Raw genomic sequence first — 17,717 nt, 5'->3', positions numbered from 1 at the left:
ACATGAAATACGACGTACTAATAATCGGAAGTGGTCCTGGAGGTTATGTAACTGCAATTAGAGCATCTCAATTAGGATTTAAAACCGCTGTAGTTGAAAAAGAAAACTTAGGTGGAATTTGCTTAAACTGGGGATGTATTCCCACCAAAGCATTATTAAAATCTGCTCAAGTTTATGATTATTTAAAACATGTTGATGAATACGGTTTAAAAGCAGAAGCAATCGATAAAGATTTTGAAGCGGTTATTAAACGTAGTCGTGGTGTTGCTGAAGGAATGAGCAAAGGTGTTCAGTTCTTAATGAAGAAAAATAAAATAGACATCATCGATGGTTTTGGAAAGGTAAAAGCTGGTAAAAAAGTTGATGTTACTGATAAAGATGGTAAAGTAACTGAGTATTCAGCTGACCATATCATTATTGCAACTGGAGCTCGTTCACGTGAGTTACCAAGTTTACCTCAAGACGGTAAAAAAGTTATCGGATATCGTGAGGCTATGAGCTTACCTAAACAACCAAAATCAATGATTGTTGTAGGTTCTGGTGCTATTGGAGTTGAGTTTGCTCACTTCTATAACTCAATGGGAACTGACGTTACTGTTGTTGAGTTTATGCCAACAATTGTTCCTGTAGAAGATAAAGATGTTTCTAAACAAATGGAGCGTTCTTTCAAAAAAGCTGGAATTAAAGTAATGACTAGTTCTTCTGTAGAAGCTGTTGATACTTCTGGGGATGGAGTAAAAGCTACCGTTAAAACTAAAAAAGGAGAAGAAATTTTAGAAGCAGACATCGTATTATCAGCTGTTGGTATTAAAACCAATATTGAAAACATCGGTTTAGAAGATGTGGGTATTATTACTGATAGAGATAAAATCTTAGTAAACGATTGGTATCAAACTAACATTCCTGGTTATTATGCTATTGGTGATGTAACTCCTGGTCCTGCTCTTGCTCACGTTGCTTCTGCAGAAGGAATTACCTGTGTTGAAAAAATTGCTGGTCTGCATACTGAAACTATCGACTATGGAAACATTCCTGGTTGTACCTATGCTACTCCTGAGATTGCTTCTGTTGGTTTAACTGAAGAGCAAGCAAAGGAAAAAGGTTACGAATTAAAAGTTGGAAAATTCCCATTCTCTGCTTCAGGTAAAGCTAAAGCTGCTGGAACTCCTGACGGATTTGTAAAAGTTATTTTTGATGCTAAATATGGTGAATGGTTAGGATGCCATATGATTGGTGCTGGTGTAACTGACATGATTGCTGAAGCTGTTTTAGGTCGTAAATTAGAAACTACTGGTCATGAAGTATTAAAAGCAATTCACCCTCACCCAACCATGAGTGAAGCGGTTATGGAAGCTGTTGCAGATGCTTATGATGAAGTAATTCATTTATAAAATTTACAAACTTTATATAAATTATAACCTCGTCTTTTTTGACGAGGTTTTTTTATATTTGAATATGAAAAAAATACTCTCAATATTCGTTTTATTATGCTGTTTTTATTCTTGTAAAACAGAAGAAAAGAAAACACCCGTAAATCCATTAACGGTTCCTTTTAGTGAACGTCCAACTCCACAACTTCCAAATAACAACAATAATTCTGTTAATATTATTGGAGGAGCGCATTATATATGCCCTAAAAAGTGTGAAGGAGGTACTTCAAGTGTTCAAGGTACTTCTTGCCCTGTTTGTAAAACTCCTCTTGCTCATAACCAAGGATTTCACAATACACAAAATAAAACTTCCAACTCTCCAATATCAACTCCTGTAACACAGACTACTTCTGGACCTAATGCTGCTGGACAATATCACTATACCTGTACCAACGGTTGTGCTGGAGGGGCAGATACTACTGGAAAGTGTAACAGTTGTAACGGAGATTTAGCGCATAATGCTGCTTTTCATAATTAAAAAAGTACGTAATTCCCTTATTCTTATTACGGTTTTTAATCAAGTTTCTTGACTTCTATAATATAAATTTGTTTCACAATAAAAATTTACACTTATGTTAAGAAATATTTTAAAAGTAGGAACTATTTTAAAGAAAGAAGAGCAAAAATCAGTAAAAGGAGGAAATGACATGAAAGAATGTTCTTTAGGAGATCGTTGTCCTAATGGATCTCAATTTCCTTCTGAATGCCTTCCAGCTGCTGACTTTTGTTGCGTTAATGGTTTTTATGAAATATGTAGTTAATAGTAAACCTTATAACACAAAGAGCTATTAATTTAGTTAAAGTTTCGAAAAAGGATTATTAGAGAACATATAAAAGTTCGTAAACCTCACCTAATTGGTGAGGTTTGTTTTTAAAATACGTAATTACCTTACATTTATTACGGTTTTTCTAAAGTTTACTTTTGACTTAATACATAAATTTATAACAACTTTAAAATTTATGATTATGTTAAAAAATATTTCAAACATTGGGCTTGTCTTAAAAGTATCTGAGCAAAAATCTATTACTGGTGGAATTACTAGCATATGCCCTAGAGAAGGTTTGGCCTGTAACAGCCAATACCCTTCTCCTGTACACTGTATTACTGATGTTCCATATTGCTGTGTTGATGGCTACTTTGAAAAGTGCTACTAAACTCATGAAATATAAATACTTATAAACCTCATCAATAAATGGTGAGGTTTTTTACACAGTACTAAAAACAGATAATTTACCGTAAAACGGTAAAAAATAACATAAATTCAATAAAAATGTTATTTTATTGAGTTTACGGCACAATAATTGTTGTTAAGAAAACTTTAACACAATTCGCTATACTATGAAAAACTATCTACAAAACAGTTTTACATTGAGGGGACAATTGTTATAGAAAAAGAAAAAACTCGAAGCTGCTAACTTCGAGTTTTATTTTATAAAATATTAGACAATAATTTTATCTAATTAACTTCTTGTATTTAATTCGCTTAGGCATTAAATCACCTCCTAAACGTTTCTTCTTATTCTCTTCATAATCAGAGAAAGAACCTTCAAAGAAATACACTTGACTATCTCCTTCAAAGGCTAAGATGTGTGTACAAATACGGTCTAAGAACCATCTATCGTGCGAAATTACTACAGCACAACCTGCAAAATTCTCCAAACCTTCTTCTAAAGCTCGTAGCGTATTTACATCTAAATCGTTAGTAGGCTCATCTAATAACAATACGTTACCTTCTTCTTTTAGAGTCATTGCTAAATGTAAACGGTTACGTTCTCCTCCTGATAAAGTAGCTACTTTTTTGTTTTGCTCACTTCCTGAAAAGTTAAAGCGACTTAGATAAGCTCTCGAATTTACTTGCTTACCTCCCATCATCACTAAATCCTGACCTTCTGAAAAGTTCCCCCAAATAGATTTTTCAGGATCTATGTTTGAATGTGATTGGTCTACGTAAGCAATTTTAGCTGTCTCCCCTACTTTAAAACTTCCAGCATCAGGAGTTTCTTCTCCCATAATCATTCTGAAAATAGTGGTTTTACCTGCTCCGTTTGGACCAATAATTCCTACAATTCCTGCTTGTGGTAAATTAAATTCTAAGTTTTCATATAATAACTTATCTCCATAAGCTTTAGAAACACCTGTAGCTTCTATTACATTCGTTCCTAAACGTGGACCATTTGGAATATAGATTTCTAATTTTTCTTCCGTTTGCTTTTGGTCTTGACTCATTAACTTCTCATAGTTCTTCAAACGTGCTTTTTGCTTTGTTTGACGACCTTTTGCTCCTTGACGTACCCATTCTAACTCTCGTTCTAATGTTTTTTGACGTTTAGATGCTGTTTTACTTTCTTGAGCCAAACGTTTTGACTTCTGGTCTAACCAAGATGAATAATTTCCTTTCCAAGGGATACCTTCTCCTCTATCTAACTCTAAAATCCATCCTGCAACATTATCTAAGAAATAACGGTCGTGCGTTACTGCAATTACAGTTCCTTTATATTGTGCTAAATGGTGCTCTAACCAATGCACAGATTCTGCATCTAAATGGTTGGTAGGCTCATCTAACAATAAAATTTCTGGTTCTTGTAATAATAAACGACATAAGGCTACACGACGACGCTCTCCTCCTGATAATACTCCTATTTTTTTATCACCTTCAGGCGTACGTAACGCATCCATGGCAATTTCTAACTTAGTATCTAGCTCCCAAGCATTAGATGCATCAATTTTATCTTGTAGTTCAGCTTGACGATCCATTAATTTTTGCATCTTATCTGCATCAGAATACACTTCCTCTAAACCAAACATGTCGTTTATCTTGTTGTATTCATCTAAAATAGCAACAGTTTCTGCTGCTCCTTCTTTAACAACTTCTAAAACAGTTTTGTTTTCATCTAACTGTGGCTCTTGTTCTAAATAGCCAACCTTATAACCTGGCGAAAATGTAACATCTCCTTGGTAATTTTTTTCTACTCCTGCTATAATTTTTAATAAGGTAGATTTACCCGAACCGTTTAAACCTAAAATACCAATTTTAGCTCCATAAAAGAAACTTAAATAAATATCTTTTAAAACTTGTTTTCCTGTACTTTGGTAGGTCTTAGAGACCTTATTCATTGAAAAAATGACTTTTTTATCGTCGCTCATTTCTTTATTTTTTTCTTTAATTAAACTCTTCCTTTTAAGGCATTAAATACCCATGCATTTGCAAAAAAACCTAAACCAACAGCTCCAAAGCCATATCCAGCTATTTCATCATACTTAAATACTGCTAAACATATAAGTAAAATCCCCATTAATACCATTATAAGCGTTGCCCAACCTAGGACAGTGTTTTTGTTCATTGCCATAATTTACTTTTTTCAAAAAAATGTGAGCTACAAATATCGGTAATTATTTAGACTTATTCACTGTAGTTGTGTGCATAAAAAAAGTCTTGCATTGGCAAGACTTTTTTAGTGATTTTAAATTTATGTATAAACTAAAGTTCAGCAGCTAACCTACTTCCTTGATTTATGGCTCTCTTTGCGTCTAATTCTGCTGCAACATCTGCTCCTCCAATTACATGTACTTTCATTCCTTTAGCTTCTAATGGTTCTAATAATTCTTTAAACGGAATTTGACCTGCACAAATAATTACATTATCTACTGGTAATACTTTTTGTTCTTCATTTTGAACATAATGCAAACCTTCGTCATCTATTTTTGTGTACTGTACCTCATTAATAAACTGTACTTTTTTTCTTTTTAATACTGAACGATGAATCCATCCTGTAGTTTTTCCTAAATTTCCTCCAAACTTCCCTGAACTACGCTTGAACATAAATATTTCTCTAGGTGAAGGATGAATTTTTGGAGCAATTCCTTCAATTCCTGCACGTGCTTCTAATGTTTTATCTATTCCCCATTCTTCTAACCAAGCATCTACATTTAAAGAAGTACTCTCTCCCTCGTGAGCTAAGTATTCTGAAACATCAAAACCAATTCCTCCTGCTCCAATAACCGCAACACGTTTACCAACGGGTTTCTTTAATTTTACAACATCTATATAACTCAATACTTTTTCGTGCTCTACACCTTCTATTCTTGGAGTTCTTGGCGTAATTCCTGTTGCTAAAACAACCTCATCAAAATTACCATTGTATAAATCTTCTGCAGAAACTCTTGTGTTTAACTTTACATTTACGTTGTGTAATTCTAGCTGCTTATTAAAGTAACGGATGGTTTCATAAAACTCTTCTTTTCCTGGAATCTGTTTTGCAATATTGAATTGCCCTCCTGTTTCTTTATCTGCATCAAATAAGGTTACATCATGTCCTCTTTGTGCTGCTACTGTTGAAGCTGCTAATCCTGCTGGTCCTGCACCTACAACTGCTATTTTTTTCTTTTTTGATGTTGGATTATAGTTTAGCTCTGTTTCATGGCATGCTCTTGGGTTTACTAAACAGCTTGCCACTTTTTTCTGAAAAGCATGGTCTAAACAAGCTTGATTACAAGCTATACAAGTGTTTATTTCGTCTACTCTTTCTTCTTTCGCTTTATTTACCCATTCAGGATCAGCTAAAAACGGACGTGCCATTGAAATCATATCTGCATGTCCTTCTGCTAATACTTTCTCAGCAGTATCAGGCATATTAATTCTGTTAGAAGTAACTAACGGAATAGATAATTCTTCTTTCATTTTTTTAGTTACCCAAGTAAACGCTGCCCTAGGTACTGAAGTTGCAATAGTAGGTATTCGTGCTTCATGCCAACCAATACCTGTATTGATAATAGTAGCTCCAGCTTTTTCTATTTCTTTTCCTAGTTGTACCACTTCTTCCCAAGAACTTCCTTGCTCTACCAAATCTAGCATTGATAAACGATAGATAATGATAAAATGCTCACCAACTACTTCTCTAATTTTTCGAACTAACTCTACTGCTAAACGAATTCTGTTTTCATATTTCCCTCCATAATCATCGGTTCGTTTATTTGTTCTTGTTACTATAAACTGATTGATTAAATATCCTTCAGACCCCATGATTTCTACGCCATCATATCCTGCTTCTTGTGATAACTTAGCACAGTTAACAAAATCTTTTACTGTTCTTCGTATTCCTGATTGCTTTAATGCAAACGGTTTAAAAGGAGTTATTGGTGATTTTATTTTTGAAGGAGCTACGTTAAATGGATGATATCCATAACGACCTGAATGTAAAATTTGCATACATATTTTACCTCCTTCTTTATGAACTGCTTCTGTAATTACTTTGTGTTCACGGGCATGTTTTTTTGTGCTCATACGAGCAGAAAAAGGCGCTGTCCACCCTTGAATATTAGGAGCAATCCCTCCTGTAACAATCAAACCTACTCCTCCACGCGCACGTTCTGCATAATAAGCAGCAATACGTTCAATTCCATTTTTTTCTTCTTCTAAACCAGTATGCATAGAGCCCATTAATACTCGATTTTTTAAAGTAGTAAAACCTAAGTCTAATGGCTCGAAAATATGTTTGTATTTCATTGTTTTATTTTTATAAAATATTATGCACGCATAACAAATTGCAAGATACATATTTTTATAATATGTTTTTCATATAAAAAAGACCTCACACTTATGTATAAGGTCTTTTAGAAATACTTACTTATTCTATTACCACCAAATGATTATAATTAAACCATTTGAACATATTATAATTATAATAATTCTAACTTTAGTTCCATCATTTAGTTCAGCTTCAAACCTATAAACTGGTTGCCTTTCATACTCGTGCGGTACTTGTATTACATTACCATCCTTCATTCTATGCTCTGCTAAACCTATACCTGAAAATTCATCTTTTACAATACGGTAACTTTTTAAATCTTCTTTTTTAAGGTTTCCTTTTTCTAAAAATAGATCTAAGGTTGGTTTTGTAACACCTTCTGGATTCATTGGGTATTCATCCGCTCTAACTACTCCGTAGTCTTCATGGTAATCTAATCTTAAATCATCTGTGGACTTTGCAGCTTTAGCATCAATTGCTTCTGTCTGAGTTTCGTTTGGTAATACAGTTTCTTCATTTTGGCATGATGTAAATACCAGGAAAAAGATACTTACAAACATTAGGGTTTTTAAAGTTTTCATAAAATATTAGTTTGGGTTAATTAATTAGCCCAAATATATCTTACCTCTATTTAGAAACTTATAGGCAAAAGGTTATTTATTATATAAGGGAAACACCTTTATTTTATGAGGTGATTAGCCCTTTTTTAAACCATTTTTGGTTACATAAAAAAGAGAAAATCAAAAAAATTGTCTTTTTATTTTTATATTAATGAACTATTTTTAGTTTTTGAATCATTTCTGGAGAAAGAGAATTAGCATAAACCCCATAAGCATCAACTAAAACTCCTTTAACACCTGTTTTTGTTTGAATTGCATATACAACAGAGTTATCTCCTGTACTGCTCATTCCTTCAAATCGATATACTTCTACTACCTCAAAGAAATCTGGAGGAAAAATTTCTTTAGTATTTTTACTCTCTATTTCCTTTTCTCTCAGGTTAAAATCAAGAGTAAACCCTCTTTTTTGCAAGTCCTTTAATGCTTCTGAAAGTGTATCGTATGTATACATGACTTATATCTTTTCACTTTCTTAAAAGATACAATATTTAAACTAGATTTCCTATTTATTTAATAAATAAGCACAAAATTTACTGTCTTATTTTATCCAATAAACCACTAAGTTGTGTGGCTTCTTCTTCTGTTAAATTATCAATAAAATCTAAATGCAATTTATCATCTATTGTTTTTAAAAGCTTTTTTCCCTGTTGGGTAATACTTATATAAACCACTCTTCTATCATCTTCACATCTTTCACGGTCAATTAAGTTTTTCTCACATAATTTATCCATTAATCTTGTGGCGTTCGGAGCTCGTTCAATCATTCTATTCTTAATTGTTTGAACTTTTATTGCTTTTTTTGCTCCTCTTAAAATACGAAGAATATTAAATTGTTGTGGAGAAATACTGTACTGCTTAAAAAACTCATTTTCTTTACTGTTTATCCAGTTAGCAGTATATTTAATATTTATAAAAGCTTTGATTTTATTATTTGGAAATTTTGAATTGATGTCTTTTGAAATATCTCCCATTGTTTTGGTTATCGACTATTTAGCCATTAGCCGGTTTATATTATTTAATAAAAAAAGATTACCCTTTTAACTTTAAGTCTTGCATTAATTTGTTAAAAGTATCTGATGATGGTGTTAAGTACACTTCTTCATCAACAAATAGTGTTGGATATTTTACTTGACCTTCATACAATTCTTTAGTATGCTCCTTTGCTTCGTTATCAACAGAAACATCTTTGTATTCAAATGATACTTCTGCAGATTTTAGAAAGTTTTTATATGCAACTGTATGTGCATGTCCTTTTCTACCGTATAAAACTATCTTCATTTTAACCTCCTTATTTTGAGTACAAAAATACAAAACACACATTTATATACCAAGGAATATAAACTCTTTACAAATACTGAAAAGGAATTTTGTTTATGCTAAAACGTTTGAATATTCTGGCTTTTTATCAAAAACTGATTTAGCAAACGGACATAAAGGAAGGATTTTAATATTTTTACTCCTCGCAAACTCAACTGAAGCTGCTACTAACTTGTATCCGGCTCCTTTTCCTCTTAAACTATCTCCAACCTCGGTATGATCTATAATTAATTTATCTTTCCCTGCCCAAGTGTAAGTCATTAATGCATCCCTACTTCCATTAACTTCAATATAAAACTCTCCCTTACCTCCTTTGTCTTCTTGCTGTACCTTCATAATTATCCTTTAAACTCTACTTTTACATGCGTACCATCACAATATGGCTTATTATGAGAAGCTCCACACCTACAAAAAGCAGTTGTTTTACTTTTCTTTTCTGTACTACCATCTGGATTGGTTACATGCAAGGTTCCGTAGATTAATAAAGGGCCATTTTCTAAAGCTTCTACTTTAGTTTCTATATGAGCTGCTGCTTGATTACCTTCTCTTTTTGAAATGTATGATAAAGCTCCTGATGGACACTCTTCTACTTGTTTTTTAATTCTTTCTGTAGTTGCTCCATCCATATTAATCCATGGTCTATTTTGTGGATTAAAAACCTGTATCAAGCCTTTCCAACATTTTTTTGAGTGGATACATGTATTTGGTTTCCAAACTACAGTAATATCATCATTACTATATTTTTTTACAATTTCCTTTGCTTCTGACATAATATTAAATTTTATGTTTACACTGCTTTTTGGAAAGTTGTAACTGCTTCTTTAATTTTTTGATTAAACTCCTCATTTACAACCCTTCCGTCTTTAAAGTTATCATAAAATTTTGGTAAAGAAAAATCCGCTATGACATTTGCCCCCATGTGTGGAAAACCATTTTTTGCTATGGACATAGATGATGCTCCACCTCTACCTCCTGGGGAAGTTGATAATAGTAACATAGGTTTATTATGCCATACTTTCTGCTCAATACGCGACATCCAATCTATTATATTTTTAAAAGCTACTGTAAAATTTCCGTTATGTTCAGCTAACGATACCGCAATTCCATCAGCTTTTTTAATTTTATCCAGAAATTTCACTGCATTTTCTGGAATACCGCTTTCCGCTTCCTTATCAACTCCATAAATAGGCAATGGATAATCATTTAAGTCTAATACAGAAACCTCAACTTCCTTTAAAAAACCAGAAGCGTATATTACTAATTGTTTGTTTATTGATTTTTTACTATTACTCCCCGCAAAAGCGATTATACTCTTCATTTATGTTGTTATTTTTGAATCGATTTCAGTTTCTCCCTTCACCATTTTAGCTACTGGGCACTTACCTGCTATTTCTAATAATTTGACACGTTGCTCATCCGTAACTTCCTTTTCAAAAGAAATTTCTTCTACTAATGATTTTTTAATTCCTTCTGGAGTTAATTGTTCTTTTTGGCTGACATTTACTGTAACTCTTCCTAAATCCCACCCTTTTCTTTCTGCGTACATTCGCAGTGTTATTGATACACAACCGCCAATTGCAGTTAATAAATATTCTACTGGGGTTGGTCCGTTATCGTCTCCTCCTTTATCTAAAGGTTCATCAATAACGGCAAAATGATTTCTCATTTTACCTTCTGCTAAGTAATTTCGTTCAGTTAAAATAACTGTTGCTGCTGGATTATTGCTCATTATATTTTTTTACTATAAATATACGAAACTATTAATAGTACCATTGCAATTGCAGCACCTGTTTGCTCTCCATCTCCAATCATAAAATGAGCAAAAAAGGCAAGAATGAACGCAAAGAAAAAACCTGCATATGCCCATTCATTTATAAACTTCCCTCTAAAAAACCATAATGCTACTAAACCTAATATTTTTGCTATTGCATAGGGATAAATAATGTATGTTGGATATCCAAATGTTGTAAACATTTTAGCTACTTCTACATGGTTAAAAAAATACATTCCTGCTGAAAAAAACATCAATAGTGTTAACAAGCCTGTAGCTACATAAAAAATAATTTTATCTCTTTTCATTTTTAATTGTTGTTAAAATTCTTTTACAAATATATGAAATTTTTCAATTATCTCCCATGGTATATATTCTCTAGGTATTTATTAAAATTAATAATCAACTGTTTAAAATTAAAAAAACATTTATATTTGCAGTTATATAAGTACTTATGTTTTATAAATGGATGCATTAAAAGGATTAGGAGAAATAGGTATAGGTTCTAGATTAAAGAGAACTAGTGAATATATGATGCGTGAAACACAATTGGTATATGATGAGTTTAATATTGACTTTGACCCTTACCTATTCCCTACTTTTAAAATTATAAAAAACAAAGATGGTGTAACAAATACTGAGATTACCAACAGTTTAAAAACATCACAACCTGCTACAACGCAAGCAATTAATAAACTTCAAAAAAAAGGACTTATAATTCTAAAAGAAGATAAGTTAGATAAGCGAAAAAAAGTTGTTTTTGTATCCGATAAAGGAAAAAGACTTATCAAAAGTGTTACCCCAATTTGGAACAGTATTGAGTACATTATTAAAGAGTATACAAATATAAAATCTGAGTCTCTAACTGAACTTATAAATGAGTTAGAAGCTAAATTTAACGAAAAACCCTTCAGTAAAGCTATTATTGAACATATAAAAATGAATACAACAAAAAACACTGTAGCAATTACCACATTTAAAGAAGAGTATAGCTCTTCTTTTTACGATTTGAATATTGAATGGTTAGAAACATTTTTCTACGTAGAACCTTATGATAAGGAAGTTTTAAGCAACCCTCATACATATATTATTAACAAAGGAGGACGTATTTTCTTTGCTACATTAAATAACGAAATTGTTGGTACTGTTGCTTTGATGCCAATGGACGAACCCAACGTTTATGAACTAACTAAAATGGCTGTTTCACCAAAACACAGAGGTTACAAAATAGGACAACAGCTTATGCAGCATTGTATTGATTTTGCTAAAGAAAATAATTTTGATAAACTCGTTCTTTACTCTAACACAAAGCTAGAAAATGCTATTTACATTTATAGAAAATTTGGCTTTTTAGAAATCCCTGTGGAAGAAGGTTGCCCATACGAACGTTGTAATATTAAAATGGAACTGAAAACAAAGTCTTGATAATTTACGATATGGATACAACTCTAACAATTAACATCCTACAGGAAGCTGAAAAGTTAAAAGAATATTTTTCTCCTAAAATAATTTCTGAGGTTAACAATGAATATGTTAAACTCGCCAAAATTAAAGGAGAAGACATCCCATGGCATAATCACAAAAATGAAGACGAGCTTTTTTATATTATTAGCGGAAACCTTTTAATGGAACTAGAGAACCAACCAAGTTTTAGGATGAAAAAAGGCGATTTATTTGTGGTTCCCAAAGGTGTAAATCACAGAGTTAGCTCTTCGGAAGATTGTTTAATTATGCTTATTGAAACTAAATCCACCAAACATACTGGTGATCTAATAACTCCTATTACGAAATCTATTGATACTCAAAAATATTAAAGCTATTATTAAAAATGAAAAAGCTCTCTTAAAAAAGAGAGCTACTACTTCAAAATAAAATTTACAACTGCTAATTATAAATTTATACTATTAAATTGGCAAGTAAAATTCCCGCTATGTAAACAAACAATTGAAACAAACCAAACATAACGGGAAGTTTACAAACAACTAAGATTTTTTTATACAGCTACTGCACTTTCTTCTTCTAGTCTTTTGTCTTTTGCTCCTGCTTCAAATTGATTAGACGTATTTTTTTCTCCACCCGCTTTTAATGCCTTGTCTCCTGCGAAAAACGTTTTGTGATCATCTCCTAAATCTGAACCAGCCATACGCTGATGTTTTACACACGACACTCCTTTTCTAATTTCTTGTCGTTGTACACCTTTTACATACGCTAACATTCCATCTTCACCAAAATAACCTTCTGTTAAATCGTTCATATGTAGTGCTGTTGTATGATACGTTGGTAAGGTAATTAAATGATGAAAGATTCCTGCTTCTCTTGCCCCATCTATTTGGAAAGTGCGAATTTTCTCATCAGCTAATTGACAAAGTTGTGATCCGTCATAAGCTGCATCCATTAAATTATTTCTGTCATACATTGAAACATCATATCCTTGTATTACCATTTCATCATATGCTTGATTACGGAAATTTAAAGTCCAGTTAAATGATGGCGAGTTGTTGTATACTAATTTTGCATTTGGTACTACAGCTCTTACTCTATTTACCATATTTGCTATTTGACCTACATGAGGTGTAGGTGTTTCAATCCAAAGTAAATCTGCACCATTTTGCAAGCTTGTAATACAATCTAGCACTACCCTATCAATATTAGTTCCTTCTCTAAACTTATACAAACCATTTGCCAAACGTACAGGACGCACTAACTTTCCTTCACGTTTTAATAACACATCATCTTCTCTTGCTTCTTCAATCGTAATTTCTTCAGCTTCTACAAATGCTAAATATTGAGATGCTAAATCTCCTGGCTCTTGACTTACTGGTAATTTTTGTGTTAATCCTGCTCCTTCCGAATCAGTTCTAGCAACAATAACTCCATCCTCTACACCTAATTCTAAAAAGGCATATCTAATTGCATTAAGCTTTGCTATAAAATCTTCATGTGGTACAGTTACTTTTCCATCTTGATGTCCGCATTGTTTAGCGTCTGAAACTTGGTTTTCTATTTGAATAGCACAAGCGCCAGCTTGAATCATTTTTTTGGCTAATAAATACGTTGCTTCTTCATTTCCAAAACCAGCGTCAATATCTGCAATAATTGGTACAATGTGTGTTTCGAAATTATCGATTTCATTTTGCACGTCTTCTCCGTTTTCTAACCTTCTAAATAAATCGTTTAATTCAATAGCGTCTGCTTGACGTAGAAAATCATAAATTTCTTCAATTAATGCAGGAACTGCTGTTTTTTCATGCATTGACTGGTCTGGTAACGGTCCGAATTCTGAGCGTAACGCAGCTACCATCCATCCAGAAAGATATAAATAACGTTTACTAGTAGTTTTATGATGTTTTTTAACCGCAATCATTTTTTGCTGTGCTACAAACCCATGCCAGCACCCTAGAGATTGTGTATAGTTAGATGGATCTGCATCGTAAGCAGCCATATCATTTCGCATAATAGCAGCGGTATATCTTGCAATATCTAAACCAGTTTTAAAACGGTTTTGTGCTACCATTCTAGCTGCATTTTTTGGTGATACTGAATGCCAAGTTGATCCGAACTTTTTCTTTAATTCTTTTACAGTTTGTAAAGCAGAACTATAATTAGCGTGTGCTAAATTTTTCATAATTTTGTGATTGATAAGGTTATTAATTTTTATTGATAGCTCGCCCTCTTAAATGTTGCCGCATTTTTGAGGGCTTTTTTTACTCGATAATCGAGATTAAATATTCCTAGTTTAGTCTGTATATTAAAGTATTTGTTTACATAAGAACTTATTCTATAAATAGTTTATACTACAAGTATTTATATGCTGGTAAGGTTAAGAATTCAACAAATTCTTTGTTTAAAATTAACTCGTCAAATAATTGAATAGCTAATTCAAATTTCCCGTTGTTGTATCTGTCTTCACCTACATAACTTTTTATTTTTTTTAATTCTTCTTTTTTAAATTGCTCATACATTGCTTCTGTAAATGTTCTACCATCTTCAAGCATCACGCTTTTATGCAACCATTGCCATACTTGTGTTCGAGATATTTCAGCTGTTGCTGCATCTTCCATTAAGTTATACAAAGCAGCTGCTCCTTGCCCCATTAACCAAGATTCTATATACAGAATTCCAACATTAATGTTTTCTCGTATACCATTTTCAGTAATTGTACCTTCTGGTAATGCCACTAAATCTTCTTCAGTAATAGTTAAATCTTCTAGCTTTTTATCTATTTGATTAGCATTAGGCATTGTTGTATTAAAAACATCCATTGCAATTGCTACTAAACCAGGATGAGCAACCCAAGTTCCATCATGACCATTCTTAACTTCTTGTTCCTTATCATTCTTCACCTTTGCAAAAGCTTCTTTATTTAACTCATCGTTATTCTTAACTGGAATTTGTGCAGCCATTCCCCCCATTGCATGTACACCACGTTTATGACATGATTGAATAACTCGTAACGAATATGCTTTCATAAACGGACTGCTCATGGTTACTTGTGATCGATTTGGCACTATAAAACCAGTGTGATTTCTAAACTTTTTAATGTATGAGAAAATATAATCCCAACGACCACAGTTTAATCCAGCCACATGATCTTTTAACTCATAAATAATTTCATCTAACTGAAAACTTGCTGTAATTGTTTCAATTAACACTGTTGCTTTAATTGTTTTTTGTGGCACTCCTAAATATTCTTGTGCAAAGACAAAAACATCATTCCACCAACGTGCTTCTTTGTAATGTTCTAGTTTAGGTAAATAAAAATAAGTTGCACTTCCTCGCTCTTGTAACGTTTTGATATTATGGAAAAAGTACAAACCAAAATCAACCAAAGAACCTGACATTTCTACTCCATCAATCAACAAATGTTTTTCGTTTAAGTGCAATCCTCTTGGTCTTACTAATAAAGTAGCTACTTTGTCTTTCAACTCATAGCTTTTATCTTTTGCAGCGTTGTAAAATGAAATTGTTTTATTTACTGCATCTCGTAAGTTCACCTGACCATCTAAAATATTTTGAATTGTAGGTGAATTACTATCTTCAAAATCTGCCATAAATGTTTTTGCTCCAGAATTTAAAGCATTGATAATCATCTTACGCTCTACTGGTCCTGTAATTTCTACTCTCCTATCTAACAAATCTTCAGGTAATGGAGCACATACCCAATCGCTTTCTCTAATTTCTTTCGTTTCTAAAGGAAATATTGGATTATTTCCTGCATCAAAATAAGCTTGTTCTATTTCTCTTTCAGCTAATAACTGAAGTCTTTGAGTATTAAACTTTTCTTGAAGTTGAATTAAAAACGCTTTGGCTTCGTCAGTTAGAACACTTTTATACTCAGCTTGATCAAAACCTACACATTGAATTTCTTTTGCTAAAACATCTTGATTCATATCTATTTATTTTTTCTTATTGATTGACAGTTCAATATTAAAAAAAAGAACTCAAACAAAAAAGCGAACGTTCGCTAAAAACAAATAATTTACTAATTTTTATTAATTCGCTAATTTTTATACCTTTGAATTACGAATCTTTTAATAAAAACACCTTGGAAGAAGAATATATCAGATTAGTTTTCGGATTAAAGCTTAAACAAATACGTACAGATAAAAACCTATCACTCTTTGGATTAGCCAAATTAACAGGATTATCAAAATCGTATTTAAACGAAATTGAGAAAGGAAAAAAGTACCCAAAAACTGATAAAATTGTTACTCTTTCTGAGAAGCTAGAAGTGCCTTATGACCATTTAGTTTCCTTAAAGTTAGATAAAAACTTAGCACCAATTGGTGAAATTTTACAATCGAAAATTTTAAAAGAGATTCCTCTTGACCTATTTGGTATTAAAGAAAATAATCTAATTGACATCATTGCCAATGCTCCTGCCAAGGTTAATGCATTTATAAGTACAATTATTAAGATTTCTCAAAACTACAATTTAACAAGAGAGAGCTTTTTTCTTGCTGCATTACGTTCGTACCAAGAAGCACACAATAATTATTTTGAGGATATTGAAACAAAGGTTACTGACTTTATTAAAGCATATCAAATAAACCCTAATAAACCTATTACTTCAAAAGACTTAGAAGAAATTTTAATTGAAGAATATGGTTATACTATTGATAGTGAAGAACTATCTAAGCATCAAAAACTATCTGAACTCAGAAACATCTATATTCCAAAGAATAAAACACTCCTTATATATAACGACATAAGCGAAGCACAAAAAACATTTATTTTTGCTAAAGAAATAGCCTACAATTATTTACAGATAGAAAATAGACTATACACCTTTCCTTGGATCAAATTTGAGAGTTTTGATGAAGTATTAAATAATTTTATTGCTTCTTATTTTGCGGGCGCTTTAATTATTCCAAAAGGTGATTTAATTCAAAAACTAACACAACTTTTTTCTTTAGAAACCTGGCAACCTATACAATTACACAAAATTATTAGAAGCTATAACTGTTCTGATGAGACATTCTATCAACGTTTAACTAACATCCTACCAAGACATTTTAATATTAAAAATTTATTCTTTTTACGTTTTACACATAAAGAAGGCTCTCCAGTGCATAGACTTTCAAAAGAATTACATATTACTCAACAACAATCTCCACATGCCAATCGTAATAACGAACATTATTGTAGAAGATGGATTGCTATTAAAACAATTCAGGATTTAGAAGTGTCTGAAGAAAAAAAATCTGCTTACGGGATTCAGATATCATCGTACGAAAATTCTCAAAAAGAATACTTAGTACTTTCTGCAGCTACCGCAGATCCTTTTAAAGAAAAAATTAATCGTAGTGTGAGTATAGGTATGTTACTTTCTCCACACTTAAAAAGAAAACTTCATTTTTTTGATGAAGATACTTTCACTAAAAAAACAGTAGGAGTAACATGCGAAACTTGTGCTGTAAAAAATTGTAACGAACGTGTAGCTGAACCATATATTTTAATGAAACAATCTAGAAATAAAGAAATAGAAAACACTGTTGAAAACATCATTCAATCATATACTTAAACACCTTGTTTTATACATTGATTTTCTTA

The 17,717-nt window shown here is 32.1% G+C and carries 20 protein-coding genes; 6 read left to right on the top strand and 14 right to left on the bottom strand.

From position 1 onward, the window contains the following. The first annotated feature begins 2 nt into the window (after nt 1-2). From lpdA to VCM48_RS00745, 3 genes are all read left to right on the top strand, one after another. The gene (gene lpdA / locus VCM48_RS00755; RefSeq protein ID WP_482271238.1) at nt 3-1,391 is read left to right on the top strand and encodes a dihydrolipoyl dehydrogenase; all 1,389 of its coding nucleotides are present in this window, start codon (nt 3-5) and stop codon (nt 1,389-1,391) included. Nucleotides 1,392-1,455: 64 nt separating this feature from the next. Beyond that, nucleotides 1,456-1,908: a hypothetical protein gene (locus VCM48_RS00750; RefSeq protein WP_274640623.1), complete on the top strand. Its 453-nt coding sequence runs from the start codon at nt 1,456-1,458 to the stop codon at nt 1,906-1,908. 94 nt (nt 1,909-2,002) lie between these two features. Further along, a complete protein-coding gene (locus VCM48_RS00745; protein ID WP_274640622.1) occupies nt 2,003-2,191 on the top strand; it encodes a hypothetical protein in 189 nt (62 codons plus the stop codon). Nucleotides 2,192-2,883: 692 nt separating this feature from the next. On the opposite strand, the gene ettA is transcribed toward VCM48_RS00745, so the two are convergent. From ettA to VCM48_RS00685, 12 genes are all read right to left on the bottom strand, one after another. Beyond that, complete coding sequence (gene ettA / locus VCM48_RS00740; RefSeq protein WP_482271237.1) at nt 2,884-4,575, bottom strand: energy-dependent translational throttle protein EttA; 1,692 nt, start codon at nt 4,573-4,575, stop codon at nt 2,884-2,886. A 20-nt stretch (nt 4,576-4,595) separates the two neighbouring features. Continuing rightward, a complete protein-coding gene (locus VCM48_RS00735) occupies nt 4,596-4,772 on the bottom strand; it encodes a CAL67264 family membrane protein (protein WP_099216284.1) in 177 nt (58 codons plus the stop codon). A 137-nt stretch (nt 4,773-4,909) separates the two neighbouring features. Then, nucleotides 4,910-6,934, bottom strand: coding sequence for an oxidoreductase (locus VCM48_RS00730; RefSeq protein ID WP_482271236.1), 2,025 nt, complete (start codon nt 6,932-6,934; stop codon nt 4,910-4,912). A gap of 129 nt (nt 6,935-7,063) precedes the next feature. Continuing rightward, entirely contained in the window at nt 7,064-7,537 is a 474-nt protein-coding gene (locus VCM48_RS00725) for a hypothetical protein (RefSeq protein WP_482271235.1), read from the bottom strand. Between the two features lie 187 nt (nt 7,538-7,724). Next, the gene (locus tag VCM48_RS00720) at nt 7,725-8,027 is read right to left on the bottom strand and encodes a phosphoribosylpyrophosphate synthetase (protein ID WP_440121935.1); all 303 of its coding nucleotides are present in this window, start codon (nt 8,025-8,027) and stop codon (nt 7,725-7,727) included. 79 nt (nt 8,028-8,106) lie between these two features. Continuing rightward, the gene (locus VCM48_RS00715; protein ID WP_482271234.1) at nt 8,107-8,547 is read right to left on the bottom strand and encodes a MarR family winged helix-turn-helix transcriptional regulator; all 441 of its coding nucleotides are present in this window, start codon (nt 8,545-8,547) and stop codon (nt 8,107-8,109) included. A gap of 58 nt (nt 8,548-8,605) precedes the next feature. Continuing rightward, complete coding sequence (locus VCM48_RS00710; protein WP_274640618.1) at nt 8,606-8,854, bottom strand: glutaredoxin family protein; 249 nt, start codon at nt 8,852-8,854, stop codon at nt 8,606-8,608. 93 nt (nt 8,855-8,947) lie between these two features. Then, nucleotides 8,948-9,229 (bottom strand): GNAT family N-acetyltransferase, encoded by a 282-nt coding sequence (locus VCM48_RS00705; RefSeq protein WP_440121938.1) that lies wholly within the window; start codon nt 9,227-9,229, stop codon nt 8,948-8,950. A 2-nt stretch (nt 9,230-9,231) separates the two neighbouring features. Beyond that, nucleotides 9,232-9,663 carry a (4Fe-4S)-binding protein gene (locus VCM48_RS00700; RefSeq protein ID WP_482271233.1) on the bottom strand — a complete coding sequence of 144 codons (432 nt, stop codon included), beginning with the start codon at nt 9,661-9,663 and terminating at the stop codon, nt 9,232-9,234. A 17-nt stretch (nt 9,664-9,680) separates the two neighbouring features. Then, the gene (locus VCM48_RS00695; protein WP_482271232.1) at nt 9,681-10,211 is read right to left on the bottom strand and encodes an NADPH-dependent FMN reductase; all 531 of its coding nucleotides are present in this window, start codon (nt 10,209-10,211) and stop codon (nt 9,681-9,683) included. Beyond that, nucleotides 10,212-10,622, bottom strand: coding sequence for an OsmC family protein (locus VCM48_RS00690; RefSeq protein WP_482271231.1), 411 nt, complete (start codon nt 10,620-10,622; stop codon nt 10,212-10,214). Further along, nucleotides 10,622-10,972 (bottom strand): DoxX family protein, encoded by a 351-nt coding sequence (locus VCM48_RS00685; protein WP_482271230.1) that lies wholly within the window; start codon nt 10,970-10,972, stop codon nt 10,622-10,624. The genes VCM48_RS00690 and VCM48_RS00685 overlap by 1 nt, the downstream gene beginning before the upstream one ends. Nucleotides 10,973-11,129: 157 nt before the next feature. Here VCM48_RS00685 and VCM48_RS00680 point away from each other — a divergent pair, with 157 nt between their 5' ends. Further along, nucleotides 11,130-12,089 (top strand): bifunctional helix-turn-helix transcriptional regulator/GNAT family N-acetyltransferase, encoded by a 960-nt coding sequence (locus tag VCM48_RS00680; RefSeq protein ID WP_482271229.1) that lies wholly within the window; start codon nt 11,130-11,132, stop codon nt 12,087-12,089. An 11-nt stretch (nt 12,090-12,100) separates the two neighbouring features. Next, complete coding sequence (locus VCM48_RS00675; RefSeq protein WP_330487075.1) at nt 12,101-12,478, top strand: cupin domain-containing protein; 378 nt, start codon at nt 12,101-12,103, stop codon at nt 12,476-12,478. A 179-nt stretch (nt 12,479-12,657) separates the two neighbouring features. Here the strand turns inward: VCM48_RS00675 and VCM48_RS00670 are convergent, their stop codons facing one another. Both VCM48_RS00670 and aceB read right to left on the bottom strand, forming a co-directional pair. Then, nucleotides 12,658-14,289 carry an isocitrate lyase gene (locus VCM48_RS00670; protein WP_482271228.1) on the bottom strand — a complete coding sequence of 544 codons (1,632 nt, stop codon included), beginning with the start codon at nt 14,287-14,289 and terminating at the stop codon, nt 12,658-12,660. Between the two features lie 169 nt (nt 14,290-14,458). After that, nucleotides 14,459-16,054, bottom strand: coding sequence for a malate synthase A (aceB, locus tag VCM48_RS00665; RefSeq protein WP_482271227.1), 1,596 nt, complete (start codon nt 16,052-16,054; stop codon nt 14,459-14,461). A gap of 155 nt (nt 16,055-16,209) precedes the next feature. Between aceB and VCM48_RS00660 the strand changes: the two genes are divergently transcribed. Then, a complete protein-coding gene (locus VCM48_RS00660; protein WP_482272230.1) occupies nt 16,210-17,688 on the top strand; it encodes a helix-turn-helix domain-containing protein in 1,479 nt (492 codons plus the stop codon). Nucleotides 17,689-17,717 lie beyond the last annotated feature (29 nt).

It is taken from the genome of Tenacibaculum sp. DPLXC6, from assembly GCF_056815515.1.
The sequence above is the reverse complement of the archived record's forward strand: the minus strand, read 5'-3'. Positions and strand labels throughout refer to the sequence as shown.